The sequence below is a fragment of the Thioclava sp. PTB-PU3-1 genome (assembly GCF_055666785.1).
In genome coordinates, this window is the sequence record NZ_JBVNVL010000006.1 from 74,620 (window position 1) to 100,177 (window position 25,558).

23 protein-coding genes are annotated in these 25,558 nt (G+C 64.4%); 11 read left to right on the forward strand and 12 right to left on the reverse strand.

Features of this window, described 5'->3' with window-relative positions; translation table 11 throughout:
* Positions 1–9 precede the first annotated feature (9 nt).
* The 9 genes from ACZ7GB_RS15780 to ACZ7GB_RS15820 form a co-directional block, all read right to left on the reverse strand.
* A complete protein-coding gene (locus ACZ7GB_RS15780) occupies positions 10–1,188 on the reverse strand; it encodes a DNA recombination protein RmuC (RefSeq protein ID WP_347430243.1) in 1,179 nt (392 codons plus the stop codon).
* Complete coding sequence (gene mutL / locus ACZ7GB_RS15785; protein WP_472159448.1) at positions 1,185–3,083, reverse strand: DNA mismatch repair endonuclease MutL; 1,899 nt, start codon at positions 3,081–3,083, stop codon at positions 1,185–1,187. The genes ACZ7GB_RS15780 and mutL overlap by 4 nt, the downstream gene beginning before the upstream one ends.
* A gap of 65 nt (positions 3,084–3,148) precedes the next feature.
* Positions 3,149–4,474, reverse strand: coding sequence for a M16 family metallopeptidase (locus ACZ7GB_RS15790; RefSeq protein ID WP_472159449.1), 1,326 nt, complete (start codon positions 4,472–4,474; stop codon positions 3,149–3,151).
* A complete protein-coding gene (locus ACZ7GB_RS15795; RefSeq protein WP_078542513.1) occupies positions 4,471–5,853 on the reverse strand; it encodes a M16 family metallopeptidase in 1,383 nt (460 codons plus the stop codon). The genes ACZ7GB_RS15790 and ACZ7GB_RS15795 overlap by 4 nt, the downstream gene beginning before the upstream one ends.
* A 93-nt stretch (positions 5,854–5,946) precedes the next feature.
* Entirely contained in the window at positions 5,947–6,498 is a 552-nt protein-coding gene (locus ACZ7GB_RS15800; RefSeq protein WP_078542514.1) for a DUF3035 domain-containing protein, read from the reverse strand.
* 71 nt (positions 6,499–6,569) lie between these two features.
* The gene (lspA, locus tag ACZ7GB_RS15805) at positions 6,570–7,049 is read right to left on the reverse strand and encodes a signal peptidase II (RefSeq protein WP_472159451.1); all 480 of its coding nucleotides are present in this window, start codon (positions 7,047–7,049) and stop codon (positions 6,570–6,572) included.
* Positions 7,050–7,133: 84 nt separating this feature from the next.
* A complete protein-coding gene (gene purH, locus ACZ7GB_RS15810) occupies positions 7,134–8,720 on the reverse strand; it encodes a bifunctional phosphoribosylaminoimidazolecarboxamide formyltransferase/IMP cyclohydrolase (protein WP_472159452.1) in 1,587 nt (528 codons plus the stop codon).
* 64 nt (positions 8,721–8,784) lie between these two features.
* Positions 8,785–10,506: a heparinase II/III family protein gene (locus tag ACZ7GB_RS15815; protein WP_472159454.1), complete on the reverse strand. Its 1,722-nt coding sequence runs from the start codon at positions 10,504–10,506 to the stop codon at positions 8,785–8,787.
* Positions 10,507–10,592: 86 nt separating this feature from the next.
* Entirely contained in the window at positions 10,593–11,864 is a 1,272-nt protein-coding gene (locus ACZ7GB_RS15820) for an RsmB/NOP family class I SAM-dependent RNA methyltransferase (RefSeq protein WP_472159456.1), read from the reverse strand.
* Positions 11,865–11,944: 80 nt separating this feature from the next.
* Between ACZ7GB_RS15820 and ACZ7GB_RS15825 the strand changes: the two genes are divergently transcribed.
* On the forward strand, positions 11,945–12,130 hold the full coding sequence (locus tag ACZ7GB_RS15825) for a DUF1674 domain-containing protein (protein ID WP_472159457.1): 186 nt from the start codon (positions 11,945–11,947) through the stop codon (positions 12,128–12,130).
* 78 nt (positions 12,131–12,208) lie between these two features.
* Here the strand turns inward: ACZ7GB_RS15825 and dapB are convergent, their stop codons facing one another.
* Complete coding sequence (dapB, locus tag ACZ7GB_RS15830; RefSeq protein ID WP_472159459.1) at positions 12,209–13,018, reverse strand: 4-hydroxy-tetrahydrodipicolinate reductase; 810 nt, start codon at positions 13,016–13,018, stop codon at positions 12,209–12,211.
* 97 nt (positions 13,019–13,115) lie between these two features.
* On the opposite strand from dapB, the gene rbfA reads away from it, so the two are divergent.
* From rbfA to putP, 7 genes are all read left to right on the forward strand, one after another.
* Positions 13,116–13,547 (forward strand): 30S ribosome-binding factor RbfA, encoded by a 432-nt coding sequence (gene rbfA / locus ACZ7GB_RS15835; RefSeq protein ID WP_078521678.1) that lies wholly within the window; start codon positions 13,116–13,118, stop codon positions 13,545–13,547.
* Entirely contained in the window at positions 13,516–14,277 is a 762-nt protein-coding gene (locus ACZ7GB_RS15840; protein ID WP_472159460.1) for a phosphodiester glycosidase family protein, read from the forward strand. The genes rbfA and ACZ7GB_RS15840 overlap by 32 nt, the downstream gene beginning before the upstream one ends.
* Before the next feature lie 52 nt (positions 14,278–14,329).
* Complete coding sequence (gene truB, locus ACZ7GB_RS15845) at positions 14,330–15,232, forward strand: tRNA pseudouridine(55) synthase TruB (RefSeq protein ID WP_078600906.1); 903 nt, start codon at positions 14,330–14,332, stop codon at positions 15,230–15,232.
* Between the two features lie 79 nt (positions 15,233–15,311).
* Positions 15,312–15,842, forward strand: coding sequence for a DUF1643 domain-containing protein (locus tag ACZ7GB_RS15850; protein ID WP_078549474.1), 531 nt, complete (start codon positions 15,312–15,314; stop codon positions 15,840–15,842).
* A gap of 87 nt (positions 15,843–15,929) precedes the next feature.
* The gene (locus ACZ7GB_RS15855; protein ID WP_078600902.1) at positions 15,930–16,952 is read left to right on the forward strand and encodes a calcium-binding protein; all 1,023 of its coding nucleotides are present in this window, start codon (positions 15,930–15,932) and stop codon (positions 16,950–16,952) included.
* 125 nt (positions 16,953–17,077) lie between these two features.
* Positions 17,078–17,347, forward strand: a complete 270-nt coding sequence (rpsO, locus tag ACZ7GB_RS15860) for a 30S ribosomal protein S15 (protein ID WP_075776826.1) — start codon at positions 17,078–17,080, stop codon at positions 17,345–17,347.
* A gap of 254 nt (positions 17,348–17,601) precedes the next feature.
* Positions 17,602–19,047: a sodium/proline symporter PutP gene (gene putP / locus ACZ7GB_RS15865; protein ID WP_078542525.1), complete on the forward strand. Its 1,446-nt coding sequence runs from the start codon at positions 17,602–17,604 to the stop codon at positions 19,045–19,047.
* Positions 19,048–19,108: 61 nt separating this feature from the next.
* Here putP and ACZ7GB_RS15870 read toward each other — a convergent pair whose 3' ends face one another.
* Positions 19,109–19,792 (reverse strand): NYN domain-containing protein, encoded by a 684-nt coding sequence (locus ACZ7GB_RS15870; RefSeq protein ID WP_472159462.1) that lies wholly within the window; start codon positions 19,790–19,792, stop codon positions 19,109–19,111.
* Between the two features lie 264 nt (positions 19,793–20,056).
* Between ACZ7GB_RS15870 and pnp the strand changes: the two genes are divergently transcribed.
* Positions 20,057–22,201: a polyribonucleotide nucleotidyltransferase gene (gene pnp, locus ACZ7GB_RS15875; protein ID WP_472159464.1), complete on the forward strand. Its 2,145-nt coding sequence runs from the start codon at positions 20,057–20,059 to the stop codon at positions 22,199–22,201.
* A gap of 139 nt (positions 22,202–22,340) precedes the next feature.
* On the opposite strand, the gene ACZ7GB_RS15880 is transcribed toward pnp, so the two are convergent.
* Positions 22,341–22,994, reverse strand: coding sequence for a peroxiredoxin (locus ACZ7GB_RS15880; RefSeq protein ID WP_078521505.1), 654 nt, complete (start codon positions 22,992–22,994; stop codon positions 22,341–22,343).
* Positions 22,995–23,173: 179 nt separating this feature from the next.
* On the opposite strand from ACZ7GB_RS15880, the gene ACZ7GB_RS15885 reads away from it, so the two are divergent.
* Complete coding sequence (locus ACZ7GB_RS15885; protein ID WP_472159466.1) at positions 23,174–24,610, forward strand: aldehyde dehydrogenase family protein; 1,437 nt, start codon at positions 23,174–23,176, stop codon at positions 24,608–24,610.
* A gap of 129 nt (positions 24,611–24,739) precedes the next feature.
* The gene (locus tag ACZ7GB_RS15890) at positions 24,740–25,528 is read left to right on the forward strand and encodes an exodeoxyribonuclease III (protein WP_472159467.1); all 789 of its coding nucleotides are present in this window, start codon (positions 24,740–24,742) and stop codon (positions 25,526–25,528) included.
* Positions 25,529–25,558 lie beyond the last annotated feature (30 nt).

A 25,558-nucleotide genomic window follows, 5' to 3' on the forward strand; every position in this document is an offset into this window, starting at 1 on the left:
TGGCGCCGCTTAGGCCTTCTTTTCGGCGGTCGAGACAAGCAGCGGCTGTGCGGCGGTATCGGGGGCCAGCTCCTCGAAATCGAAATTGTCTAGGCGACGCGCGCGTTTCCCGGCCTTTTCGGCAGAGATCTTGATCTCAGAGATGTCTTTCGCTGCCTGCCCGAAATGCCGGTCGAGGTTTTCGACACGGGTGCCGAGCCGGTCGACATCGGAATAAAGCGCGGCCAGCTCTTTTCGGATCGCGCCCGCCTGTTCGCGCATCCGTGCATCCTTCAGCACCGCGCGCATCGTGTTCAGCGTCGCCATGCAGGTCGTGGGCGAGACGATCCAGACCTTCGCGGCAAAGCCTTCGCGCACCAGTTCGGGGAAATTCGCGTGCAGCTCGGCATAGACCGCCTCGGACGGCAGGAACATCAGCGCGCCGTCCGCCGTCTCGCCTTCGAGAATGTATTTCTCCGAGATCGCCTTGATATGAGCGCGCACCGCGGTTTTCATCGCGCGGCTGGCCTCTTGGCGCTCCCATTGCGTGTCGGCGCGGCGTAGCGCCTCATAGGCTTCCAGCGGGAATTTGCTATCGATGACGATGGGGCCGGGCGGGTTCGGCAGGTGGATCAGGCAATCCGCGCGCTTCCCGTTCGAGAGGGTCGCCTGCATCGTGAAACTGTCCGAGGGCAGCGCCTTGCCGACGATATCGTGCAGCTGAATCTCTCCGAAAGCGCCACGGGTCTGCTTGTTCGACAGGATGTCCTGCAGGCCCAGCACATTGCCGGAAAGCTTCTCGATATTGGCCTGCGCCTTGTCGATCGCCTCGAGCCGCTGATGCAGATCTCCCAGCGAGCGCGCTGTGCGGGTGGCGGTGCCATGCAGGCTTTCCGACATGCCGCGCGAAACCTCGGCCAGACGCCTTTCCATCAGAGCGAGTACCTTTGTCTGGCTCGCGGCCTGCGCCTCGGAGACGTGATGCAGCCCGCCGGACAGCTGTTGCTGCCCGTCCGAGAGGCTTTGCACCCGCTGAGCGAGAAGGTTCATCTGGCCGACCATCGGGTCCATCGCACGGGTCTGACGGCCCGCAGCGCGCAACATGGCGACCATCAGGATCAGCAGGATAACAAGTGCCGCGCTGCCGAGCAGAAGGCCGAGCGTCAGCGGGTCGTTCAGGGTCAGGGTCATATCGCCAAGCTGGATCATGTGCGGCCAAACAGTCTTTCAATATCGCTGAGCTTCAATTCGACATAGGTCGGACGCCCATGGTTGCACTGGCCGGAATGGGGCGTGGCCTCCATCTGGCGCAGTAGCGCGTTCATCTCGTCGGCGCGCATCTGGCGGCCCGAGCGGATCGAGCCATGACACGCCATGCGGCTGAGCACCGCTTCGATCTTGGCCTGCACCAACTGGCTGTCGCCCAGATCGGACAGCTCGTCGAGCACGTCGCGCAGCAGGCCTTCGGCATTGATCTCGCCCAGAACGGCGGGGGTCTCGCGCACCGCGATCGCGCTGCCGCCGAAGGGTTCGATGGTGAGGCCAAGGCGCGACAGAGCGTCGGCATGTTCCAAAAGCAGCGCGGCGTCGCCCTGGCTGAGTTCGACGATCTCGGGGATCAGCAGCGCCTGCGCGGGCACGCCGTTCTCGGCCATCTGGCCCTTCAGCTTCTCATAGACGAGCCGCTCATGTGCCGCGTGCTGATCGACGATGACGATGCCGCGCTCGGTCTGCGCGATGATGTAATTCTCATGCACCTGCGCACGCGCCGCGCCCAAGGGCTTCTCGGTCAGCGCGGCTTCGGCGGGCGCCGCGGCCTCTGCGCGCGCCGAGGGTGCGTAGTCGAAGCTGGGCGCCGGGGCCTCCTGGAAGGAGGGCTGCGGGTAGGACGGTTGTTGATAGGCCGGATCGGGCAGCGGCGCCTGCGCGGAGTAGGAAGAGCGCATCGCGCCAAGGCTCGGCCGATCCATCTGGTAGATGCGCGGCGGCTGATCGGCGGTCGGTTCAGGCCGCATCGCGCCAAGCGTCGCATCCGAGACGGTCGACGAGGCCCGATGCCCCGCTTGCGCCAGCGCATGGCGCAGCCCTGTCACGATCAGCCCGCGCACGGTCGCGGCCTCGCGGAAGCGGACCTCGGCCTTGGCGGGGTGGACGTTGACGTCGACGCGCTCGGGTTCGCAGGTCAGGAAGAGGCAGGCGGCGGGGTGACGCTCGCGGCTGAGGAAATCCATGTACGCCGCGCGCAGCGCCCCGGTCAGCTGCTTGTCGCGCACGGGGCGGCCATTGACGAATAGGAACTGCTCCACCGCCGCGCCGCGCGAATAGGTGGGCAGCGCCGCGTAGCCGGTGAGGCGGATATCCTCGCGTTCGGCCTCGATCCGCACCGCGTTATCCGAGAAGGCGCGCCCGATCACCCGGGCCAGACGTTCCGAGAGCGCATCGAACAGCTCTCCCTGTTCGCCATCGGCGCGGAAGATTTCGCGCGATTTGCCGTTCGAGACATCGGTGAGGGTGAAGCTGACATAGGGCTCCGCCATCGCCAGCCGCTTCATCACATCGGCGATCGCCTGCGCCTCGGCCCGATCGGTGCGCATGAACTTCAGCCGCGCGGGCGTGGCGAAGAACAGGTCGCGCAGCTCGACTACGGTGCCCCGGTTCAACGCCGCCGGTTTCACCGGTCCGATCTGGCCGCCCGCTACGCCGATCTGGAAGGCGTCGAGACCATCGACACGCGAGGTAATCGTCAGCCGTCCGACCGCGCCAAGCGAGGGCAGCGCCTCGCCGCGAAAGCCGAAAGTGTGGATGTTGAGAAGGTCCGAGCCATCGATTTTCGAGGTGGCATGGCGCGAGAGCGCCAGCGGCAGATCCTCGGCGGTCATCCCGCAGCCGTCATCGGTCACGCGGATCAGCGTCTTGCCGCCGTCGCAATATTCCACCGAGACCCGCGACGCGCCCGCATCCAGTGCGTTCTCCACCAGCTCTTTCACCGCCGATGCAGGACGTTCGACCACTTCGCCCGCTGCGATGCGGTTTGCCGCAGCGTCATCGAGCTGCCGGATCACGGGACGCTCAGTCGCGCCGATATTGCGGTTGTGCTGGTTCATTCCACTAGGGATAGCATGGCGCGGCGCTCATCTAAAGAGATTCGCGCCAGCTATCCCCAGCGAAATCAGTTCAGGCCCTGCGGGCGTCCGACGACCACGAAGGTCAGGTTGTCGGGGTTCAGGATGCGCTTGGCCACGCGCTGGACATCGTCCTTCGTGACCGCGTTCACCTTGTCGTTGCGGGTGTCGATATAGCTCGGCGCCATGTCGTTGAGCTGCATCCCCGTCAGGATGCCCGCGATCGTGCCATTGCCGTCGAAGCGCAGCGGATAGGCGCCGGTGAGGTAGGTCTTGGCGTCCTCCAGCTCCTTGTCGGTGACCTGGCCGGTCGCAGCTTTCTTCCACTGCTCTTTCACGACCGAGATCGCCTCGGCGACCTTCTCATTGGCGGAGGCGAAGCTGCCCTGCCACGTCTTCGCCAGATCCTTGTCGACGATATAGGAGGCGATTCCATAGGTCAGGCCGCGCTTCTCGCGCACCTCGTCCATCAGCCGCGACGAGAACCCACCCGCGCCGACGATCTGGTTGAGCACATAGGCCGCGAAGAAATCGGGGTCTTTCAGGCCGATCCCCTTCTGGCCGAACATCACCACCGATTGCGGGCTGTCGAAATCGACCGTAGTCACGCCGCCCTTGAAGCTGGGGTCGGCGGGGGGCGGCATGTCGGCGCCCTTGGCGGGCAGATCGCCCAGCAGCTTGTCGAGCATCGGCCCGAGTTCTTCCGGGGTGATGTCGCCCACGGCGGAGACCACCAAGTGATCGCGGCTCATCACGCGGTCCTTGGCTTCGAACAGATCCTCGCGCGTGAGGCCCTTCACGCTGTCGACGGTGCCGTTGAGCGAGCTGCCATAGGGGTGATCGCCATAGGTGATCTCGCGGAATTTCTCGCCTGCGATGTCGTTCGGGTCCTGCTTGCTCGATGCGATCACGGCCAGCACCTGCTGGCGGACGCGTTCGATCGCGCTTTGATCGAAGCGCGGATTGACCAGCGCCTCGCGCAGAAGGTCGACGGATTTGTCGCGGTTCTCGGTCAGCATCCGGGCCGAGATATCGAGCGAGTCGTCGCCCACGTCGAAGCCGAATTGCGCGGCCAGCGCTTCCTCGGCCTCGGCGAATTGCTGCGAGTTCTTCTCGCCCGCGCCCTCTTCGAGCGTCGCGGTCATCAGATTGATCGCGCCGCGCTTGCCTTCGGCATCGAGGCTCGCCCCGCCGCGGAAGGCGATGTCGAGCGCGGTGAAGGGGATGTCGTGATTCTCCACCAGCCACGCCTTGATGCCGCCGGGCGAGGTGACCTGCTGAATGTCGATCGCACGGGCAGGCAGCGCCAGCACGAAGGCGAAAAGCGACGCCATCACGAGGCGCGTGGTGATCGGGAAACGGGTGTGGATCATTGGGTGATCTCCTGCGCAGGCGCGGGCGGCGCGGCGGGGGCCGCAGCTTCGGTGGGGGCGTCATCGGGGCGCTTGGCATAGCCCGTCACCGAGTCCTTGTTCTGGAACAGGTCGCGGGCGGCGGCCATCACGTCCTCTTCCGTCACCGAGGTCAGAACATCCGGCCAATCCTCGACATCTTTCACCGAGAAGCCGGAGGCCAGCGCCTCGCCATAGCGCCGCGCGAGCCCTTGCGTGTTGTCGCGCGAATAGATTTCGGCGGCCTTCACCTGCGTCTTGATGCGGGCGAATTGCTCGGGGTCGATGCCTTCCTTCAGGAATTGCTTCAGCGCCGTGTCGAGCGCCTTTTCGGCCTCGGGGAGGCTCACATCCTTGGCGGGCATCACCGAGAGATTGAAGGTCGTCGCATCGATCGACATGCCGTCATAATAGCTCGACGCATAGATCGCGGTGCCGTCGCCGTAGATCAGCTTGCGGCCCAGCACGGAGGTCGCCTGATTGCCGCCGAGAATCTCGGACAGCACAGTCAGGGCGGCGGCGCGCTTCTGGTCGCCCGGATTGCGTTCGGGGGCGAGGTAGCTGCGCACCAGATAGGGCTGGGCGATCTGCGGGTCCTCGAAGGTCAGGTGCCGCGAGGCGCGTTGCGGCGGCTCCTGCGGACGGGCGCGGGGCGACAGGTCCTCGGTCGGTTTCAGCTTGCCGTAATACTTCTCGGCCAGCGCCTTCACCTCGTCGGGCTTCACATCGCCCGCGACCACGAGGATCGCGTTATTGGGGGCGTAATATTCGTGATACCAGTTGAGCGCGTCCTGCCGGGTCAGCCCTTCCATCTCCTTGCGCCAGCCGATGACCGGCGTGCCGTAGGGCGAGTTGAGGAACTGGGCGGCGCGCTCCTGCTCGTTGAACAGTGCCCGCGGGTTGGAATCGGTGCGTTGCGCGCGTTCTTCGAGGATCACCTGCAGCTCGGTCTTCGCATCATCGGGCGAAATCCGCAGATTGCGCATCCGGTCCGCTTCCATCTTCATCACCAGCGGAAGCCGGTCGGCCGCGATGCGCTGGAAATAGGCGGTGTAGTCGTAGCTGGTGAAGGCGTTGTCCGAGCCGCCATTGGCCGCGACCGTCTTCGACAGCTCACCGGGTGCCATCGTGTCGGTGCCCTTGAACATCAGGTGTTCGAGGTAATGGGCGATGCCGGATTTACCGCGCTTCTCGTCGGCCGATCCGGCCTTGTACCAGACCATATGGACCACGACCGGAGCGCGATGATCCTCGATCACGACGCCTTTCAGGCCGTTTTCCAACTCGAAGGTAGAGACGTCACCGGCCACCGCCGGGCTCAGACCTGCTAATGTCAGCAGGGCGAACAGGAATGCACGCAATGCCCAACTCCTCACAAGACACAGTTTGGGCGAAGATAAGCACTCTCGCCCGACGTGCAAACGCCGGTGACGTTCTCGTGATGATTTTTCGGATTACTTGACCGCGCGCTGCGCTTCGCCCGAGGGCGGTGCGCCGGGCGTGACGACGCCGAGACGACGCCAGCGCTCGAGCTCTGCCGACTGGTCGAGCTCCATCGGCTTGTAGGCTTTGTAATAGACCGAGACCTGGAACAGACGCTCCAGCAGGCGGCCGTCGTGATCCTTGCGCCATTGATAATCCTCGGCGGCGAGGGTCTGGCGGATGCCCGACTGGCTGCCGTAGCGCGACGCGGCGGAGACCAGCGCGCGATCCGAGGTCGGGACCTGCCCTGTCTCGTCGAGGCGGCGCGGGTTGCCACCAAGGGCTGCAACGGCATCGGCTTCGGGCGTAGGATCGGTGATGTTCTTGCCACCCGGCGTGGGCGGCGGCAGCGCATCGAGGTTCTCCGGCATCTCCAACGGTTTCGTCGGAATCACGCCGAATTCGTCCGGGCCCTGGTGCGAAGACCGCAGATTCATCAGGCTGGGATCGCGGGAATTGCCGCAGGCAGCCAGCGTCAGTACCGCTGTAAACGCGAGTCCGAGCGTGCCGATCTTCGCCTGCATGAACCACTCCCTTGCCAGTTCCGCCCCCGTCTTAACGCAACATTGGAGCGTCGTCACCTGCGAAAAACAGGCTAGCCGTCGTTGGCGCGATGGTCCTTGCCGGTGAACAGCACCAGACCGACCGCGCCGAGGAAAATCGCCACATCGGCGACGTTGAAAGAATAGGGGTTCTGCCAACCCGGTAGCGACATGTTCAGAAAGTCCGCCACCGCGCCATAGACGAGCCTGTCGACCACGTTGCCAAGCGCACCGCCGACCAGCAGCCCTGCCGAGATATTCACCCGCGTCGAATGCGGCTCACGCGCGATCCAGACCCAGACCCAGAGCGAAATCACCAGCGCTACGATAATCAGTACCCAGCGCATCCAGTCGGTTTCGCCGGAGAACAGGCCGAAATTCACGCCGCGATTCCATGCCATGCGAAAGTTGAGATAGGGCGGCACCACGTCGATCGCGCCGCGCTGATCGAGATGCATCCCCTGCACGACGATATATTTCGACACCTGGTCGAGGAGCAGGACGCCCGCTGTCACTTTCGCTGCTAGCCGCATCTGGCCCTCGTTTGTTTCTCGTCACGTCTTCATGCCAGAAGGCGCAGCCCGGTATCTACCGGGCTACGCAAAGATACCGGCAGATCAGTGGCGGAAATGGCGCATTCCGGTGAAGACCATCGCGAGCCCGCGCTCGTTCGCCGCGTTGATCACTTCCTGATCGCGCATCGAGCCGCCGGGCTGGATGATCGCGGTGGCGCCGGCCTCAGCCGCGGTGATCAGACCGTCTGCGAAGGGGAAGAAGGCGTCGGACGCCACGACCGATCCCTTGGTGGGCGTCTCGGTCAGGCCGGCGGCTTCCATCATGTCTTCGGCCTTGCGCGCCGCGATCCGGGTCGAGTCGACACGGCTCATCTGGCCCGCGCCCACGCCGACGGTCGCGCCGTCCTTGACGTAGATGATCGCGTTCGACTTGACGTGTTTCGCGACTTTCCACGCAAACAGCAGGTCTTTGAGTTCCTGCTCGGAGGGCTGGCGCTCGGTCACGACTTTCAGGTCGTCCAGCGTGATCACGCCATTGTCCTTGTCCTGCACGAGGAAGCCGCCCGCGACCTGACGATAGGTCGTGATCGGTGCGGTGATGTCGGGCAGGCCGCCGGTTTCCAGCAGGCGCACGTTCTTCTTCTTCGCGATGACCTCTTTCGCGGCCTCGTCGACCGAGGGCGCGATGATGACTTCAGAGAAGATCTTGGTGATCTCTTCGGCGGTCGCCGCATCCAGCGTCTGGTTGAGCGCGATGATGCCGCCGAAGGCCGAGGTGCGGTCGCAGTCGAAGGCGCGCTTATAGGCCTCGATCACGGTCTCGCCGGTCGCAACGCCGCAGGGGTTGGCGTGCTTGATGATCGCGACGGCGGGTTTCTCGGTGCCGAATTCCGAGACCAGCTCATAGGCGGCATCGGTGTCGTTGATGTTATTGTAGCTCAGTTCCTTGCCCTGAAGCTGCTTGGCGGTCGCGACGCCCGGACGGTTCGTGCCGTCGAGGTAGAAGGCCGCCTGCTGATGCGGGTTCTCGCCGTAGCGCAGGGTCTGCGCGAGCGTGCCTGCGAAGGCACGGCGGCGCGGGGTCTCTTCGCCGATGGCGCCTGCCATCCAGGTCGAGACGGCGGCGTCATAGGCCGCAGTGCGGGCATAGGCGATCTGGGCGAGGCGCTGGCGGAACGGGTAGGAGGTCGCGCCGTCATTCGCGTCGAGCTCTTCCAGAACGGCGGCGTAATCTTCGACATCCACGACGGTCGAGACGAAGGCGTGGTTCTTCGCCGCAGCCCGGATCATCGCCGGGCCACCAATATCGATATTCTCGATGCAGGTGTCGTAATCGGCGCCCTTCGCGACCGTTTCCTCGAACGGGTAGAGGTTCACCACCAGCAGGTCGATCGCCTCGATCTGATGCGCTTCCATCGCGGCGAGGTGTTCTTCGTTGTCGCGCAGCGCCAGCAGGCCGCCATGCACTTTCGGATGCAGCGTCTTGACGCGGCCGTCCATCATCTCCGGGAAACCCGTCAGATCGGCGACGTCGCGCACGCTGAGACCGGCTTCGCGCAGGGTCTTGGCGGTGCCGCCGGTCGAGAGAAGTTCGACGCCGCGCGCAGCGAGCGCTTGGGCGAAGTCGACCAGTCCGGTCTTGTCGGAAACGGAAATCAGCGCACGGGTCAGGGGGATCGGGCGGGTCACGGGCAGCTCCTCGCAAGGCTCAGGTCAGGGGCGCCCAGGGCCATCCTCGGGATCTGCCCCAAGGTCAGGGCGCGTCGATGGCCGTGGAGTTATCGCGTGCTTGCGAAAAGGTCCAGCCAATCTGGCAAGCCCGGTCCAGAACCTTGCTCGAAAGCACGATCTGTTGTGCAGGACGCGGGCGAATGCGCCCTTTTTCGAGGTAAACGGAGGGTTCCAGCGCCAGATCGGCGACCCCGTCATGCCGGAAAATCCAGATTTCCCCGGTGCGCAGCGCGACCGAAACGGCGGTACCGCCCAGATCGAGCGCCGCGTCGCAATCGGGATGCAGGTGGAAGCGGATGTCGAAGGGAATGCCGCGCAGCCCCTCGCGCTCGAAAATCTGGTCGAACCGGTCGATGTCGTCAGGGGTCATCGCGCCGAGCGTGTCGCGCCCGCGCAATTCGCGCCCGTCGACGGACAGGTCCAGCTCGCGGATATGCGACATGCCGTGGGTCTCGGCATAGCCGTCATGGCCGAAGATCATCCCGGTCTCCGACAGGTCGTCGGGCTTGAACCAGACGGTTTTCGGCGTTTTGTCGAGATAGGCGCGCGGGGCCCGCCCGAACAGACGCTCGGGGCCGAGGCGGGACGAGGAATAGCCGTAGATCGAGAGGGTCGAATGGCTGGCAGTGGCGCGGCCTGCGCGGTGCCAGTCCGAGCCGAACTGCGCACCCGAGCCGCAATTGACGATCAGCGGGCGGCGGCCCGAGGTCAGTTCGAAGGCCAGCGTCGAAGCATGGGCATTGGCCGAGGCCTCGCCCTGCGGCGGTCGCGCCGCGTCGATGATCAGCGAGCCGCGCCCGCCCTGCATCCGCACGAAACCCATCGCGATCGGCTCGCGCCGGACGCTGCGGATACCGGTCGCCGAAAGCGCCGTGTCGAGCCGCCCTTCGGGTCCGCGCCCGCCACCGTGAAACCGCGCCAGTGCCCCATCGGAGTGGCGCAGCGCGCGCAGGGTGGGGGCGATCCGCGCGATCGCATCGAGGATCGGACCGGGCGGCGTGCGCCCCGCCGTCTGCAAAGCCTCCGCCGCCCAGTTCAGCAGCGTCAGAATTTCCAGCAGTTCCTCGGGGTTTCGGGTCGCGATCCCGCCCTCGGCGTCGATCTCCGCCGCGCAATCGCGCGACAGGGCCTCCAGCGCGGGGTCGGCATGGCGCTCCATCCCGGTCAGCGCGAGCCCCGCATAGACGAGCCCGGTTAGCGCTTCGAAACGGGGCAGCCCGCAGGCCGCACCCGCCCAGCGTTTCGACAGGAAGATCGTTTGTTGCCCCAGCGCGCGGAAGAAACGGTCGGCATCCTCGCGTTCGCGTCCGTTCAGCAGCAGGATCGCATGGTTGATCCAGCGGATCAGGCGGCGCCCCGTCAGATCGGGCGTCCAGCCCGGACCGCTGCCGTCGCCGAAGCGGTCGATCCAGCCGAAGACCCAATCCTGTGCGCGCAGGCGCGCCTCGCGGGTGCCCAGCGCCGCGAGATCGTCGAGCCAGCCGCAGCCCTGCAGCGCATCCTCGAAAGCCGGGCCGGGTATCGGCAGGTCCCAGATATTGACTCCCGAACCTTCGATCAAAGAGCCCGCAAACAGGAAGTTGCCCTGAACGAGTTGCCGTCCCTTGGCGTAAGAGCCGATCGTGCGCGGCTCGGGCTGGCTGACGAATCCGGTCGCCGTCTGCGCACGGCCTGCGCGCGCAGCAGCAAGGCGGTTCAGCGCCGTGCCGAGTTTTGCCGATGATCGGGTTCTGTCCTTACCCATTCCGTTGCCGCTTGCATGCCCTTCTGTCGGGGAATGCGGTCACGTTACTGGGAGGCAGGCGCGCTGTCACCGCCTCGGCGGTCGGTTCACGCAGAGCGTTGCAGTCGCGCCATGTAGAACCCGTCCATCCCCCCGAGATCAGGCCAGAAATCGGGCCGCAGCCGCAGCCCGCCCTCCTCGGTGATCCAGTCCGGCGCGATGCCGGGCAGGTCGGGACGGATCACGGTAAGGTCCGGATGCCGGGCAAGCGCCGCCTTGATCTGCGCCTCGCCTTCTTCGGGCAGAAGCGAGCAGGTCGCATAAACCAGCGTGCCGCCGGGTTTGAGCCATTGCAGCGCGCGGTCCAGAAGCTGTTCCTGCAGCGTGAAAAGCGGCTTGATCGACGCGCCGTCCTTGATGAAGGGCAGGTCGGGATGTCGGCGGATCGTGCCGGTGGCCGAGCAGGGCGCATCGAGCAGGATCGCATCGAAGGGGGCCTCAGGCTCCCATTCGAGCGCGTCGGCCGCGACGATCTCGGCCTCTATCTGCGTCCGGTCGAGGTTTTCCGCCAGCCGCTCCAGCCGCGCCTCGGAGATATCGAGGGCGGTCACATCGGCGCCCATCGCGGCGAGTTGCAGCGTCTTGCCGCCGGGGGCTGCACACAGGTCGAGCACGCGTGCGCCAGATGCCGGGGCCAGCAGCTTCGCGGGCAGCGCGGCGGCAGCATCCTGCACCCACCAAGCGCCGTCTTCGAAACCGGCCAGTTCGGACACTTTGCCCGGATCGGTCAGCCGCAGCGAGCCCGTCGGCAGAAGCGTCGCCCCCAGCGTCTCGGCCCAACCTGCGGCATCGTCTTTCACGCTCAGATCGAGCGGCGCGCCCGCCAGATGCGCAACCTCCATCGCCTGCGCGGCCTTCTTGCCAAAGGACGACATGACGCGCCCGCGCAGCCAGCCCGGCATTTCCGGCGCGGGCGTCGCGGCCCATTTCTCGCCTTCCTCGGAGACCTTGCGCAGCACGGCATTCACCAGCCCCGAGAAGCTTTGCAGCTTCGGCCCGGCCGATTTCACCAGCGTCACGGCAGCATCGACCACGCCATGTGGGGCTTGCTTTTCCTCCAGCAGCTCGACCGTGGCCAGCCGCAGGATCGCCATCACATCCGTTGGCGTGCGACGGCGCAGATGCGGTTTGATGATCCGGTCGGCGCGTCCCAGGTGGCGCAGCGTCGTCGTCGCAAGGCGCTGGGCGCGGGCACGCTGTGCAGGCTCCAGCCCGTCGAGCGCCTCCGCACCGATCTGCTCGGCGAGGCTTTCGCGATCCTCGAGAACGCCCACGATCAGGCCAAGGGCTGCGCGGCGCGCGGGGTCGGGTCTGGACATGGGCTGCGGCTTCCTGGCTTGTTGCGGCTTAAGCACGGGCCTATATCATGCCCCGATCCACAGACAAGAAAGGACGCGCCATGTCCGATCAGCCCGAAGAGACCCGCGACCTGCCGCCCGCCGCGATCCGCGCGCTCGCCGAAGCCGAGGAGCGCCGCAAGAACGCGCAGGCGGCAGAACTGCCGACCGAGCTTGGCGGTCGCGACGGACCCGAGCCCGTGCGCTACGGCGATTGGGAGAAGAAGGGCATCGCGATCGACTTCTGATCGCGGCGCGGTCTCAGAGGCCGGGGGCGCTGCCCCCGGACCCCCGGGATATTTGAATCAAGAGGAAGAGGGCGCCTTTCAGAGCCCCAGCACGTCGAGCATGTCGTACTCGCCCGGCCGCTTGTCCTGACCCCAGAGCGCGGCCTTGAGCGCGCCGCGCGCGAAGATGGCGCGATCGGTAGCTACATGGCGCAGGATGATCCGCTCGCCCATGCCGGCGAACAGCACGTCATGCTCGCCCACGATATCGCCGCCGCGAATGGCCGAGAAACCGATCGCACCGTGTTTGCGCGCGCCGGTGATGCCGTCGCGGCCCGACTCGCGATTGTCTTCGAGCGAGATGCCACGGCCTTCCGCCGCCGCCTCGCCCAACATCAGCGCGGTGCCCGAGGGCGCATCGACCTTCTTGTTGTGATGCGCCTCGATGACCTCGATATCCCAATCGGCATCGAGCGCGGCTGCGACTTTCTTCGTCAGCTGCGTGAGAAGGTTCACCCCGAGGCTCATGTTGCCCGCCCGCACGATCACGGCGTGCCGCGCGCAAGGTGCGAGCGCCGCGATATCGTCCTCGTCCATGCCGGTCGTGCCGATCACATGGGTCAGGCGTGCCTGCGCCGCGATCTTGGCGAATTCGCGGGTGGCGGCAGGCGCGGTGAAGTCGATCACCGCCTGCGCGCCGGAAAACGCCTCGAGCGGATCGTCGGTCACGATCACCCCGTTCGGCGCGCCGCCCATCGCCTCGCCCAGATCTTTGCCGACCCATTCGTGGCCCGTGCGTTCGACGGCGCCGACAAGGCGCGCCTTGTCGCTCTCGCTCACGGTGCGGATCAGCATCTGGCCCATCCGGCCCGACGCTCCGGTAATCACGATGCCCGGCAGGTCGCTCATGTCTTTCTCCTTCACGGTTTCGCGCTATCTAGCTTGCACAGGCGGGCTTGGCAAAGCCCCCGTTGCGCAAAACCCGCAGACGCCCTATGTGAGCGCCATGGCAAAGAACCGTTTCTCCTCGGGCGATGGCCCTTCGCAACGTCAGCTTCGCATGGGCGAGTTGATCCGACGCACGCTGTCGGACCTCCTGATGCGGGGCGATGTGCATGATCCCGACCTCAACCGCGTCTCGGTGACGGTGGGCGAGGTGCGCTGCTCTCCCGACCTGAAGGTCGCGACCGCCTATGTCACGCCCTTGGGCGGCGAAGGCGGGAAAGAGCTGATCGCGGCGCTTGCGCGCAACAAGGGCGAACTGCGCCGCTTGCTCGGCAAGGAAATGACCGCGAAGTACAGCCCCGATCTGCGCTTCCGGCTGGACGAGACCTATGATCGTCTCGATGAGACGCGTCGGATCTTCTCGGACGAGACGGTGCAGCGCGATATCGCTGCGCGCGACGATGACGAAGACGATGAAGACGATCGCGACTAATGCTGCGGCGCTGATGCTGCTGGCCACGCCTGCGCTGGCCGACGCACCCTGTGCGGATCGCAGCTTCGACGGAACGACCTACACGGTCTGCGAAGCCAAGCTCGGGCAGGACCTGAAGCTGTTCCTCGACGATCCCGACGGCAATCTGATCGGCACGCCCGAGCGGCTCTCGGAAGTCGTGCCCAAAGGTGATCGCGTCGTCTTCGCGATGAATGCGGGGATGTATCATCCCGATCGCAAGCCGGTGGGTCTGTTCATCGAGAACGGCAAGGAGCTGCATTCGATCGTCACCTCCGAGGGGCCGGGCAATTTCGGTTTGCTGCCAAACGGGGTCTTCTGCATCGGAGAGAGGTTCTCGGTGACGGAATCGCGCGCCTTCGCCGCCGATCCGAAGGATTGCACCTATGCGACGCAATCGGGGCCGATGCTGGTGATCGACGGCGCGCTGCATCCGAAATTCCTTGCCGATGGCACGTCGAAGAATATCCGTAACGGGGTGGGGGTCTCGGCCGATGGCAAGACCGCCTATTTCGCGATCTCCGATGCGCCGGTGAGCTTTCACGAATTCGGCCGTTTCTTCCGCGACGAGATGCAGGTGCCGAACGCGCTTTATCTCGACGGCAAGATCTCGCGGCTAACCGTGCCCGGTCAGGGGCGCGAGGATATGGGCCTGCCGATGGGACCGATCGTCGCGCTGATCGCGCCTGCCGCCCCCGCTGCTGGAGATTGACGGCTCGCGCCGCTTGGGCTAGCAGGCGCACCCTGTCGAATATGGAGGCCTCATGGCACGCAAGAAGGGTCGCGACATTTCCGGCTGGCTGATCGTGGACAAGCCCGCAGACATCACCTCCACCTCGGTGGTGAACAAGGTGCGCTGGGCGCTGGGCGCCAAGAAGGCGGGCCATGCGGGCACGCTCGACCCGGCGGCGACCGGGGTTCTGGCGGTCGCGCTGGGCGAGGCCACAAAGACGGTGCCGTTCATCACCGATGCGCTGAAATGCTACCGGTTTCAGGTGCGGCTGGGCGCTGCGACGAAGACCGACGATGCCGAGGGCGAGGTGATCGAGACATCCGATCTACGCCCCACGGATGAAGAGATCGCCACTGCGCTGACCGCCTTCGAAGGCGATATCGAACAGGTGCCGCCGCAGTTTTCCGCCGTGAAGGTCGATGGTGAACGCGCCTATGCGCTGGCCCGTGCGGGCGAGGAGATGGAGCTGGCCGCGCGGCCTCTTTATGTCGAAAGCCTCGTGATGCTGGGCCGTCCCGATGCCGACACGGTCGAGCTGGAGCTGGTCTGCGGCAAGGGCGGCTATGTGCGCTCCATCGCGCGCGATCTGGGGCAGAAGCTGGGCTGCCTCGGCCACGTGCTCTGGCTGCGCCGCGAATGGTCGGGGCCCTTCGAGGCGAGCGACGGGATCACGCTTGCGGAGATCGACGAGCTCGCCAAGACGCCCGAGCTCGATGAGAAACTGCTGCCCGTGGAACTGGGCCTTGATGATTTGCCGCAGCTGAAAGCGACGCCTGAAGGCGCGGTGCGGCTGAAGAACGGCAATCCGGGGATGGTGCTGCCGGGCGAGGTCGAATGGGGCGAAGAAGTCTGGGTCAGCCATGAGGGCAAGCCGCTTGCCGTCGGTATCTATAAATCCGGCGAGGTCCATCCGAGCCGCGTCTTCAACCTTTGACGCGCCCCTTCCCCTTGGTCCAAATATCCCCGCCGGAGGCATCCGCCCTCTGTCACGCACATAACGGTCAGGACGAGAGATGATCACCCGCGAGCATATCAAAGGCGACGCCCCCTCCATCGCGGTCTATTCGGATTGCGAGAATTACCGCTATCTGCTCACGAGGGTTTGGGATGACAGCAAACCGCGGGCGCTGTTCATCATGCTCAACCCCTCGACCGCGACCGAGGTGCAGAACGACCCGACCGTGGAGCGCTGCGAGCGCCGCGCGCGGGCGCTGGGCTTCGGGGCGTTCCGGGTGACCAATATCTTCGCCTATCGTGCGACCGATCCGAAGGTGATGCGGGCGCAGCCGGACCCGGTCGGGCCCGAGAACGATGCGGCGATCCGCGAGAGCGTCGACTGGGCGGGCGGTCCCGAGGACCGGATCATCTGCGCCTGGGGCGCGCATGGCGCGCATCTCGCGCGGGGCGCTGCGGTGGAAGACCTGCTGCGCGAAAGCGGTCGGGCGCTGCATCACCTCGGGCTGACCAAGGCGGGCGCGCCGAAGCATCCGCTCTATATCGCCTATGAGCATCAGCCCGAGCTGTGGTTCACCCGCGAAGGCTGAGCGAACCGTTAAGCATTTAACGCTTGTTTCCTAGGGTATCCGCGCCGGCAGCGGTAGATTTCTCGCATCTTCACGGGGGTGAGAGAGATGTTGTTTCTGTCGGGTGTTCTGGGCCTGCTGATGGCGGGCGCCACGGCGGGTCTCATGGTGGCTTCCTCCGAACCCGAGGAGGAGACGCCGGACGATCTCGAGACCGCTGATGCCGAGGCTGGGGAGGTCTCTCTGCTGGCCGAGGTCAGTGCTGGAGAAATCGCACCCGAGCCGCTCGCAGCGTCCGAGCCGGGGCCGGGCGATGACATCACTTGGGGCGATGCGTCCGACGATGCGATCGCCGGGGAGGCGGGTGACGATCAGATCAACGGCTATGATGGCGATGACAGCCTTTGGGGCGGGGACGGCGACGACCAGATCCTCGGTGCGTCCGGCAACGATACGCTCTGGGGCGATGCGGGGACCGACACGCTGATCGGCGGCGACGGCGAGGATGAACTCGTCGGCGGCATGGAGGCGGATCTCCTATCCGGCGAGTTCGGATCGGATCGGCTCTTTGGCGAGGCCGGGGAGGACACGCTGATCGGGGGCGCGGGCGACGATATGCTCGCGGGCGGCGCCGACGACGACACGCTAATCGGGGCCGAAGGCGCGGATGTGCTGAGCGGGGATGCCGGGCGCGACGAGCTGAACGGCGATGCCGGGAACGATGTGCTGTTCGGCGTCACGCCGGAGACGCGCGATGCGGGGGCGGCCGATGCCGATACGCTCAATGGCGGGGCAGGGGAGGACGTGCTGCTAGGCGGCTCGGGCGATTGGCTGCATGGCGGCGAAGGGGGCGATAGCTTCGCGCTGGGCGATTGGATCGATCCGAACGCCCCTGCGACAATCGCAGATTACACGGCCGGGCAGGACCGGCTGGCGGTCATCTACGATCCGCAGGGCACCGCCACGCCGCAGATCAGTATCGAGCCTTCCGAGGCGCATCCCGGTGCGGCGTGGATCCTGCTCGACGGCATCCGGCTGGCCGAGGTGCTGGACGCGGCGGGGCTGAACGCGCAGGACGTGGCGCTGCTCACGCCCGCGCAATTCGCAGCGCAGCAGGCCATAGCGCTTTGAAATAAGGCTTTTCAACACGACGATTCGCGTCTATACGCGCGCATCTGTTCCGAAAGGGGCAGTCTATGGACCTTGCTGGACGACATCCCGGCTTGCGCCCGAACCCTCAATTTAAGGAGATCCCGATGTCGATCACTGTCGAAGACAAGAACGCGCTTATCAAGGAATACGGCACCAAAGAAGGTGACACCGGTTCCCCGGAAGTTCAGGTCGCAGTTCTGACCAAGCGCATCGCGAACCTGACCGAGCACTTCAAAGAGCACAAGAAAGACAACCACTCGCGTCGTGGTCTTCTGATGCTCGTCGCGCAGCGCCGCAAGCTGCTCGACTACCTGAAGGCGAAAGACGTCGCACGTTACCAGTCGCTGATCGAGCGTCTCGGCCTGCGCCGCTAATCCGCCTCGGATTGGAATTCGAAACGCCCGTGCCTTAGGCGCGGGCGTTTTCATTTGCACTATTCCGACTGAATTGCGCAAATTGGCAATAACAGCCCTTCTGCCTGCAAGCTTCAAAACTTTTGGGTGAATAGCCTTCCCACCAAAAAACTTTGGTCGGTTCGACTTCTTGTCCTCCTGTATCGTCCGCTCCAAACGGGAAAACGCAAGCATCTGCCCTACCTTGCAGGTGCGTTAACAGGGAGGATTGAGATATGCAGATCGGAGTCTGGATCAGCTTGGCACTGTATTTCGTGCTGATGCTGGCCATTGGGGTCTATGCGTGGCGCAAGTCCACGTCGAGCTCTGAGGAATATATGCTGGGCGGGCGTAACCTGCCGCCTGCGGTTGCCGCCCTGTCGGCAGGCGCATCGGACATGTCGGGCTGGCTGCTTCTGGGCCTGCCGGGCGCGCTCTTCGTGTCGGGTCTGACGCAAAGCTGGATCGGGATCGGCCTTTTCGTCGGCGCTTTCGTGAACTGGGTCATCGTGGCGCCGCGCCTGCGCGAGCAGACCGAGCGCTATGACAACGCGCTGACCATCCCCGGCTTCCTCGCCAATCGCTTCCCGAGCCACGCGACCTTGCTGCGGATGGTTTCGGCGGTGATCATCGTGGTGTTCTTCGCGGTCTATACCGCGTCGGGTCTCGTCGGCGGCGGCAAGCTTTTCGCCAGCGCCTTCGGCGGCAGCTACATGACCGGGGTCATCCTGACGCTGGGTGTCGTGCTGGTCTACACCGTGATCGGCGGCTTCCTCGCCGTGTCGCTCACCGATTTCGTGCAGGGCTGCATCATGATGCTCGCGCTCGTCATCATGCCTATCGTGATCCTCACGACCGGTCAGGGCGACGGGGTGGACGCGGCTGCGAGCCGGCTGAGCAATATCGACCCGAATTTCCTGTCGATGACGAACGGGCTGACCTTCGCGGGCTGGCTCTCGGCGGTCGCCTGGGGTCTGGGCTATTTCGGCCAGCCGCATATCATCGTGCGCTTCATGGCCGTGCGTTCGGTCGCCGATGTGCCGAAAGCACGGAATATCGGCATGGGCTGGATGGCGATCTCGCTGATCGGCGCGATTTCGGTCGGTATCTTCGGCCGCGCCTACGCACAGCGCAACGGTCTCGACGTGCAGGATCCGGAGACGATCTTCATCATCCTCTCGAACCTGCTGTTCCATCCGCTGGTGACCGGCTTCCTCTATGCCGCGCTTCTGGCGGCGATCATGTCGACCGTGTCGAGCCAGCTTCTGGTGTCGTCCTCGTCGCTGACCGAAGACTTCTACAAGATCGTCTTCAACAAGGACGCCTCGGACCGCACGTTGGTGAATGTCGGCCGTCTTGCCGTGCTGGCAGTGGGGATCGCGGCGATCATCATCGCGTCGAACCCCGACAGCAAAGTGCTCGGCCTCGTGTCGAACGCATGGGCCGGTTTCGGTGCCGCTTTCGGTCCGCTGATCATCCTGTCGCTGACCTGGAAGCGGATGACGGGTCTGGGCGGCGTGGCTGGCCTCGTCGTCGGTGCGCTGACCGTGATCGTCTGGATTTCGCTGGGTTGGGGCTCGTTCCTCTACGAGATCATCCCGGGCTTCATCGCGGCCTTCATCGCCATCGTGGTGGTGAGCCTCGCGTCCGAAGACAGAGGCGAGTTCCGTCCGATCGAGTGATCGAAGAGCTTACGAGTATCATTGCGCCCGTCCCGAAAGGGGCGGGCGCTTTGCGTTCTGGCTATTTCGCTGCGGCGGAAAGACGAGAAAATCCATTAGGACGGCATCGCACGCGTGCCTTGGGCCCCTTTGGATCAAGCGCGAAGAGGTTCGGACGGTTCGAAAAATAGGGGCGCCACTTTTTATCTGGCAAGTTCCCGATCAAGACCCCGTGGTCTTTCTTCATGATCGTCGCCAGTTCCGCGAGGGGCACTCCAGCGCCGTCCTTGCTGTGTGCCTCGATCGCTGCGCGAATTTTTTCATCGAGACTGGCAGATTTCTTGACTGCTGGCGGTCGTGCCGGAGCTGCGGTCGTTTTTGACTTCAGCAGATGAAACACTGAACAGCTTTCACGAAATGCCTTCGGCGCTTTCTCCTGTCCGACGCCGAGCACTTCCATCCCTTTTTCGCGGAGCCTGGTCGCGAGGTGGGTGAAGTCACCATCGGAGCTTGCGATGACGAACCGTTCGGCGCGTCGTTCCAAAGCGAGCTCGAGTGCGTCGAGGGCGAGCAACACGTCTCCTGCGTTCTTGCCGCTTCCGGAATGCACCAGCCGGATCGAAGGGCTGTCGCCCCACGATCTAATCTGCGCGACATCACCGTAGGCACGCCGGATGAAAGCGCCTGGCGCGAACTTGAGGATCTGGGAAGCAAAAGTGGCGGAGATATTCTCGCCGTCGATGAAAAGGGCGGTGGGTTTGTTCATGGGGTCACAATAATCAATGTTAATAACTACCGGCTGAGGATGGCGCGCCAATCTGGCCAGAATTGGGCGTTGGCCGTTTCTTTCCCTAAGGACTCTTCGCTTCCCAAACCCCTTCATTTCCTGTATTGGCAGGCCCATCTGAGACGTGACGCCTCGAGCCCCCGGGCGCGTGCAACAGGATAAGGGGGCGGCGGCAATGGGGCCGCCATTCAAATCGGGAGACACGGGATACGCCCGTGAGAGCTCCCAGACAGGATACGCTGAATGTTCAATGTTGTGAAAAAATCCATCCAGTGGGGCGAAGAAGAGCTCACTCTGGAAACCGGCAAGGTTGCCCGTCAGGCTGACGGTTCGGTCATCGCCACTCTGGGCGAAACCTCCGTCATGGCCAACGTGACCTTCGCCAAGGAACCGAAGCCGGGCCAGGACTTCTTCCCGCTCACGGTTCATTACCAAGAGAAATACTATGCCGCCGGTAAAGTGCCGGGCGGCTTCTTCAAGCGCGAGGCTCGTCCGTCCGAAAAAGAGACGCTCACCTCGCGCCTGATCGACCGCCCGTGCCGTCCGCTCTTCGTGGAAGGCTTCAAGCATGAAGTGCTCGTGATGTGCACCGTGCTGTCGCATGACCTCGTCAACGAGCCCGACATCGTCGCGATGATCGCCGCTTCGGCCGCGCTGACGATCTCGGGCGTGCCGTTCATGGGCCCGATCGCCGCTGCGCGCGTCGGTTTCTCGGATGGCGAATACGTTCTGAACCCCGAAGTCGACGACATGCAGAAGCTGCGGGAGAACCCCGAGCAGCGTCTGGACCTTGTCGTCGCGGGCACCAAGGACGCCGTGATGATGGTGGAATCGGAAGCTTACGAGCTGTCCGAAGCCGAGATGCTGGGCGCGGTCAAGTTCGGCCATGACGCGATGCAGCCGGTGATCGACATGATCATCGATCTCGCCGAAGCCGCCGCGAAAGAGCCCTTCGACTTCAAAGCGCCGGACTACTCGGCGATGCTCGAGACCGTCAAAGGTCTGGGCGAAGAGAAGATGCGTGCCGCTTACGCGATCTCGGACAAGCAAGAGCGCGTCGCCGCGGTCAACGCCGCCAAGGAAGAGATCAAGTCGCAGCTCACCGAAGAGCAGCTTGAAGATCCGACCCTCGGCACCGCGATGAAGAAGCTGGAATCGGCTGTTCTGCGTGGTGACGTCGTGAAGAACGGTCGCCGCATCGACGGTCGTGCGCTGGACGAGGTTCGCCCGATCGTGGCGGAAACCGGTCTGCTGCCGCGCACCCATGGTTCGTCGCTGTTCACCCGCGGCGAGACGCAGGCGCTGGTCGTGACCACGCTGGGCACCGGCGACGATGAGCAGATCATCGACGCGCTGCACGGTAACTCGCGCTCGAACTTCCTGCTGCACTACAACTTCCCGCCCTACTCGGTCGGCGAAGTTGGCCGCGTCGGTTCGCCCGGTCGTCGTGAGATCGGCCACGGCAAGCTCGCATGGCGCGCGCTGCAGGCGGTTCTCCCGGCTGCGACCGACTTCCCCTACACGATCCGCCTCGTCTCCGAGATCACCGAATCCAACGGCTCGTCCTCGATGGCGTCGGTTTGCGGTGGCTCGCTGGCAATGATGGATGCGGGCGTTCCGCTGAAATCGGCCGTCGCGGGTGTCGCGATGGGTCTGGTGCTCGAAGAGGATGGCTCCTGGGCCGTTCTGACCGACATCCTTGGCGACGAGGATCACCTCGGCGACATGGACTTTAAGGTCGCAGGCACCGAAGAGGGCATCACCTCGCTGCAGATGGACATCAAGGTCGCCGGCATCACCGCCGAGATCATGGAGAAAGCTCTGGAGCAGGCACGCGCTGGCCGCATGCACATCCTCGGCGAGATGAACAAGGCGCTCTCCGCGGGCCGCACGGAATTCTCCGCCCACGCTCCGCGCATCGAGACGATGACCGTTCCCACCGACAAGATCCGTGAAGTGATCGGTTCGGGCGGCAAGGTCATCCGCGAGATCGTGGAAGTCTCGGGTGCCAAGGTCGACATCAACGACGACGGCGTGATCAAGATCGCTTCGGCCAATGCCGAGGCCATCAAGAAAGCGCATGACATGATCCACGCCATCGTGGCTGAGCCCGAAGAAGGCCAGATCTACACCGGCAAGGTCGTGAAGCTCGTCGATTTCGGCGCCTTCGTGAACTTCTTCGGCAAGCGTGACGGTCTCGTCCACGTCTCCCAGATCGCCAACAAGCGCCTGAACCACCCGAGCGATCTGCTCAAGGAAGGTCAGGAAGTGAAGGTCAAACTTCTGGGCTTCGACGATCGCGGCAAGGTGCGCCTTGGCATGAAGATGGTCGATCAGGAAACCGGCGAAGAAATCGCGCCGGAAAAGCGTGAAGAGAAAGCCGACTGATCGGTTTGATCCGCTGGAAGATTGAGAAAGGCTCCGGAGCGATCCGGGGCCTTTTGCTTTTTGCGCTTCGGGTGGGGCGCGCGGATATGAAAAAGCCCCGGACGCTGCCGGGGCTCTCTCGTAAGCGGGTAAGCTGGGCTCAGCCCTGCGACTTGACGGTGCGCAGGTAGGGCAGTTTGACGTCGACTTCGCCGAACTTCTCTTTCGCTTCGTCGGTCGAGACCGACAGCGCGACGATCACGTCCTGACCCGGCACCCAGTTCGCGGGGGTCGCGAAGGGCTTACCGTCGGTCGCCTGAACGGCGTCGAGCGCGCGGATGATCTCGGCGAAGTTGCGGCCGACCGACATCGGGTAGGACATGGTCAGGCGGACTTTCTTGTCCGGGCCGATGATGAAGACGGTGCGCACGGAGGCCGAATCCGCGGCGGTGCGACCGTCGGGCATGTAGGCATCCGCGGGCAGCATGTCATAGAGCTTCGAGACGTTCAGCGAGGTGTCGTCGATGATCGGGAAGTTCGCGGGCGCGCCGGCGACCTGCTCGATATCCGATTTCCACTTCACGTGCTCTTCGACGCTGTCGACCGAGACGCCCATGACCTTGGTGTTGCGCTTCTCGAACTCGGGGGCGAGTTGAGCAACTGCGCCGAATTCGGTGGTGCAAACCGGGGTGAAGTCTTTCGGGTGCGAGAACAGGATGGCGTAGCTGTCGCCGATCCAGTCGTGGAACTTGATCTCGCCAGCGGTCGAGTCGGCGGTGAAATCGGGAGCGGTGTCATTGATACGCAGGCCCATGAAAAACCTCCTGTGTTTGCGTAAAATCACGTCTTTCCGGGATATAAGCCCTCGCCGGGGTCCGTTCCAGCCAGTTTAGAACCTTTTTAAACTCGGAGCCTGCGACCTTTCGTCAGGCCTTGCGCAGGACGGGGAGTGGTGAAACGCTCGCGCGCAACATCTGTGTGCCGGAGGCTGATATGATCGAGAAGCGGAATTTCTACATCGACGGGGAATGGGTCGCTCCCAAGGCGGCGCGCGACTACGAGGTGATCGACCCGTCCACTGAGGATCCCTGCGCGGTGATCTCGCTGGGTGACCAAGCCGACACGGATGCGGCGGTCGCCGCGGCGAAGGCCGCGCTGCCCGGCTGGAAGGCCACGGACCCGGCAGAGCGGATCGCGGCGGTCGAGCGGATCGCGAAGGTCTATGCCGAGCGCGCCGAGGACATGGCGCAGGCGATGAGCCTCGAGATGGGCGCGCCGATCGATCTGGCGCGCAAGAACCAGTGGGGCGCGGGCGCCTATCACATCAAGAATTTCATCGACGCGGCGAAGGCTTTCGACTGGGTGCATCCGCTGGGCGACGGCACGCCGGGCGCGATGATCGCCTATGAACCCGTGGGCGTCGTGGGTCTGATCACGCCGTGGAACTGGCCGATGAACCAGGTGACGCTTAAGGTGATCCCGGCGATCCTCGCAGGCTGCACGATGGTGCTGAAACCGTCCGAGGAAGCGCCGCTGTCCTCGCTGCTGTTTGCGGAAATCCTCGACGCGGCGGGTCTGCCCAAGGGCGTGTTCAACCTCGTGAACGGTGACGGCGTTGGCGTCGGCACGCAGCTTTCGACCCATCCCGATGTCGAGATGATTTCCTTCACCGGCTCGACCCGGGCTGGCAAGGCCATCTCGAAGGCGGCGGCCGATACGCTCAAGCGCGTGACGCTGGAACTGGGCGGCAAGGGTGCCAACCTGATCTTCGCCGATGCGGATGAAGATGCGGTGGCGCGCGGCGTGAAGCACTGCTTCCAGAACTCGGGCCAAAGCTGCAACGCGCCGACGCGGATGCTGGTGGAGCGGTCGGCCTATGACAAGGCCGTGGAAATCGCGCGCCAGACCGCCGAGGCCACGCAGGTGGCCAGCCCCCGCGAAGAAGGGAAGCATATCGGCCCGGTCGTGAACAAAGCGCAGTTCGACAAGATTCAGGGCCTGATCGAGACCGGCATCGCGGAGGGCGCGAAGCTCGTCGCGGGTGGTCCCGGGCGACCCGAGCATCTCAATCGCGGCTTCTATGTCCGTCCGACGGTCTTTGCCGATTGCGATCCCTCGATGACGATCATGAACGAGGAAATCTTCGGCCCCGTCCTGTCGATCATGCCGTTTGACAGCGAAGAGCAGGCAATCGAAGTGGCCAATGCTACGCCTTATGGTCTGACCAATTACCTGCAATCGGGCGATGGCGCGCGGCGCAACCGTCTGGCGCGGCAGCTGCGCTCGGGGATGGTCGAGATGAACGGCCAGGACCGAGGCGCAGGCGCGCCGTTCGGCGGCGTGGGTTCCTCTGGCCGGGCGCGCGAGGGTGGCCGCTGGGGCATCGAGGAATTCTGCGACGTGAAGTCGATCTCGGGCTGGGCGGAGTAAAAGGGGGCGCTGCCCCTCTTGGCCTATCGGCCAATTCACCCCGGGATATTTTGAAAGAGCGAAGAGGGGCGGTTGCGCAAGCGGCCGCCCTTCGACATGATCGCGCGGCTTTTGGAACGGGAGAATGAGATGAGCTTCACGCTGGCGACCTGGAACATAAACTCGGTGCGGCTGCGCGAGGGGCTGGTGCGCAAGCTGATGGAGGAAGAGGCGCCCGACGTGCTCTGCCTGCAGGAGTGCAAGAGCCCCGTCGAGAAGATCCCGCTCGAGGGATTCAAAGAGCTCGGCTACACCCACATGGTTGCGCGCGGCCAGAAGGGCTACAACGGCGTCGCGATCTTCTCGAGAATCCCGATGGAAGAGAACAGCGCCCATGATTTCGCCGATCTCGGCCATGCGCGTCACGTCGCGGGCACGCTCGAGAATGGCGTGACGATCCACAACTTCTATGTCCCCGCGGGCGGCGATGTGCCGGATCGCGAGGTGAACGAGAAGTTCGGGCAGAAGCTCGATTACCTCACTCAGATGCGCGATTACTTCAAAGCGGAAACGCCGCAGAAATCGATCCTCGTGGGCGATCTGAATATTGCTCCGCGCGAGGATGACGTCTGGAGCCACAAGCAGCTTCTGAAGATCGTCAGCCACACGCCGATCGAGGTCGAACATCTGCACGACACGATGGAGGCGGGCAAATGGGTGGACATCACCCGGCAGGACATTCCCGAGGGGCTTTTGTACTCGTGGTGGTCCTATCGGGCGCGCGACTGGGATGCCGCCGACAAGGGGCGCAGGCTCGATCATATCTGGGCGACGCCGGATATCTCGAACGCGGCCCATGGCAGCCGCGTGCTGCGGGCGGCGCGCGGTTGGGAGAAGCCCTCCGATCACGCGCCGGTTTTTGCGACCTTCGATCTGTAATCGCTTGCGGCAGCGCGCCGCGGTCAAACG

Bases quoted from the DNA above. Each gene is read 5' to 3' on its own strand.
- ACZ7GB_RS15780 (WP_347430243.1), bottom strand. From the start codon at position 1,188: ATGATCCAGCTTGGCGATATGACCCTGACCCTGAACGACCCGCTGACG.
- mutL (WP_472159448.1), bottom strand. From the start codon at position 3,083: ATGAACCAGCACAACCGCAATATCGGCGCGACTGAGCGTCCCGTGATC.
- ACZ7GB_RS15790 (WP_472159449.1), bottom strand. From the start codon at position 4,474: ATGATCCACACCCGTTTCCCGATCACCACGCGCCTCGTGATGGCGTCG.
- ACZ7GB_RS15800 (WP_078542514.1), bottom strand. From the start codon at position 6,498: ATGCAGGCGAAGATCGGCACGCTCGGACTCGCGTTTACAGCGGTACTG.
- lspA (WP_472159451.1), bottom strand. From the start codon at position 7,049: ATGCGGCTAGCAGCGAAAGTGACAGCGGGCGTCCTGCTCCTCGACCAG.
- ACZ7GB_RS15815 (WP_472159454.1), bottom strand. From the start codon at position 10,506: ATGGGTAAGGACAGAACCCGATCATCGGCAAAACTCGGCACGGCGCTG.
- ACZ7GB_RS15820 (WP_472159456.1), bottom strand. From the start codon at position 11,864: ATGTCCAGACCCGACCCCGCGCGCCGCGCAGCCCTTGGCCTGATCGTG.
- ACZ7GB_RS15825 (WP_472159457.1), top strand. From the start codon at position 11,945: ATGTCCGATCAGCCCGAAGAGACCCGCGACCTGCCGCCCGCCGCGATC.
- dapB (WP_472159459.1), bottom strand. From the start codon at position 13,018: ATGAGCGACCTGCCGGGCATCGTGATTACCGGAGCGTCGGGCCGGATG.
- rbfA (WP_078521678.1), top strand. From the start codon at position 13,116: ATGGCAAAGAACCGTTTCTCCTCGGGCGATGGCCCTTCGCAACGTCAG.
- ACZ7GB_RS15840 (WP_472159460.1), top strand. From the start codon at position 13,516: ATGACGAAGACGATGAAGACGATCGCGACTAATGCTGCGGCGCTGATG.
- truB (WP_078600906.1), top strand. From the start codon at position 14,330: ATGGCACGCAAGAAGGGTCGCGACATTTCCGGCTGGCTGATCGTGGAC.
- ACZ7GB_RS15850 (WP_078549474.1), top strand. From the start codon at position 15,312: ATGATCACCCGCGAGCATATCAAAGGCGACGCCCCCTCCATCGCGGTC.
- ACZ7GB_RS15855 (WP_078600902.1), top strand. From the start codon at position 15,930: ATGTTGTTTCTGTCGGGTGTTCTGGGCCTGCTGATGGCGGGCGCCACG.
- rpsO (WP_075776826.1), top strand. From the start codon at position 17,078: ATGTCGATCACTGTCGAAGACAAGAACGCGCTTATCAAGGAATACGGC.
- putP (WP_078542525.1), top strand. From the start codon at position 17,602: ATGCAGATCGGAGTCTGGATCAGCTTGGCACTGTATTTCGTGCTGATG.
- ACZ7GB_RS15870 (WP_472159462.1), bottom strand. From the start codon at position 19,792: ATGAACAAACCCACCGCCCTTTTCATCGACGGCGAGAATATCTCCGCC.
- pnp (WP_472159464.1), top strand. From the start codon at position 20,057: ATGTTCAATGTTGTGAAAAAATCCATCCAGTGGGGCGAAGAAGAGCTC.
- ACZ7GB_RS15880 (WP_078521505.1), bottom strand. From the start codon at position 22,994: ATGGGCCTGCGTATCAATGACACCGCTCCCGATTTCACCGCCGACTCG.
- ACZ7GB_RS15885 (WP_472159466.1), top strand. From the start codon at position 23,174: ATGATCGAGAAGCGGAATTTCTACATCGACGGGGAATGGGTCGCTCCC.
- ACZ7GB_RS15890 (WP_472159467.1), top strand. From the start codon at position 24,740: ATGAGCTTCACGCTGGCGACCTGGAACATAAACTCGGTGCGGCTGCGC.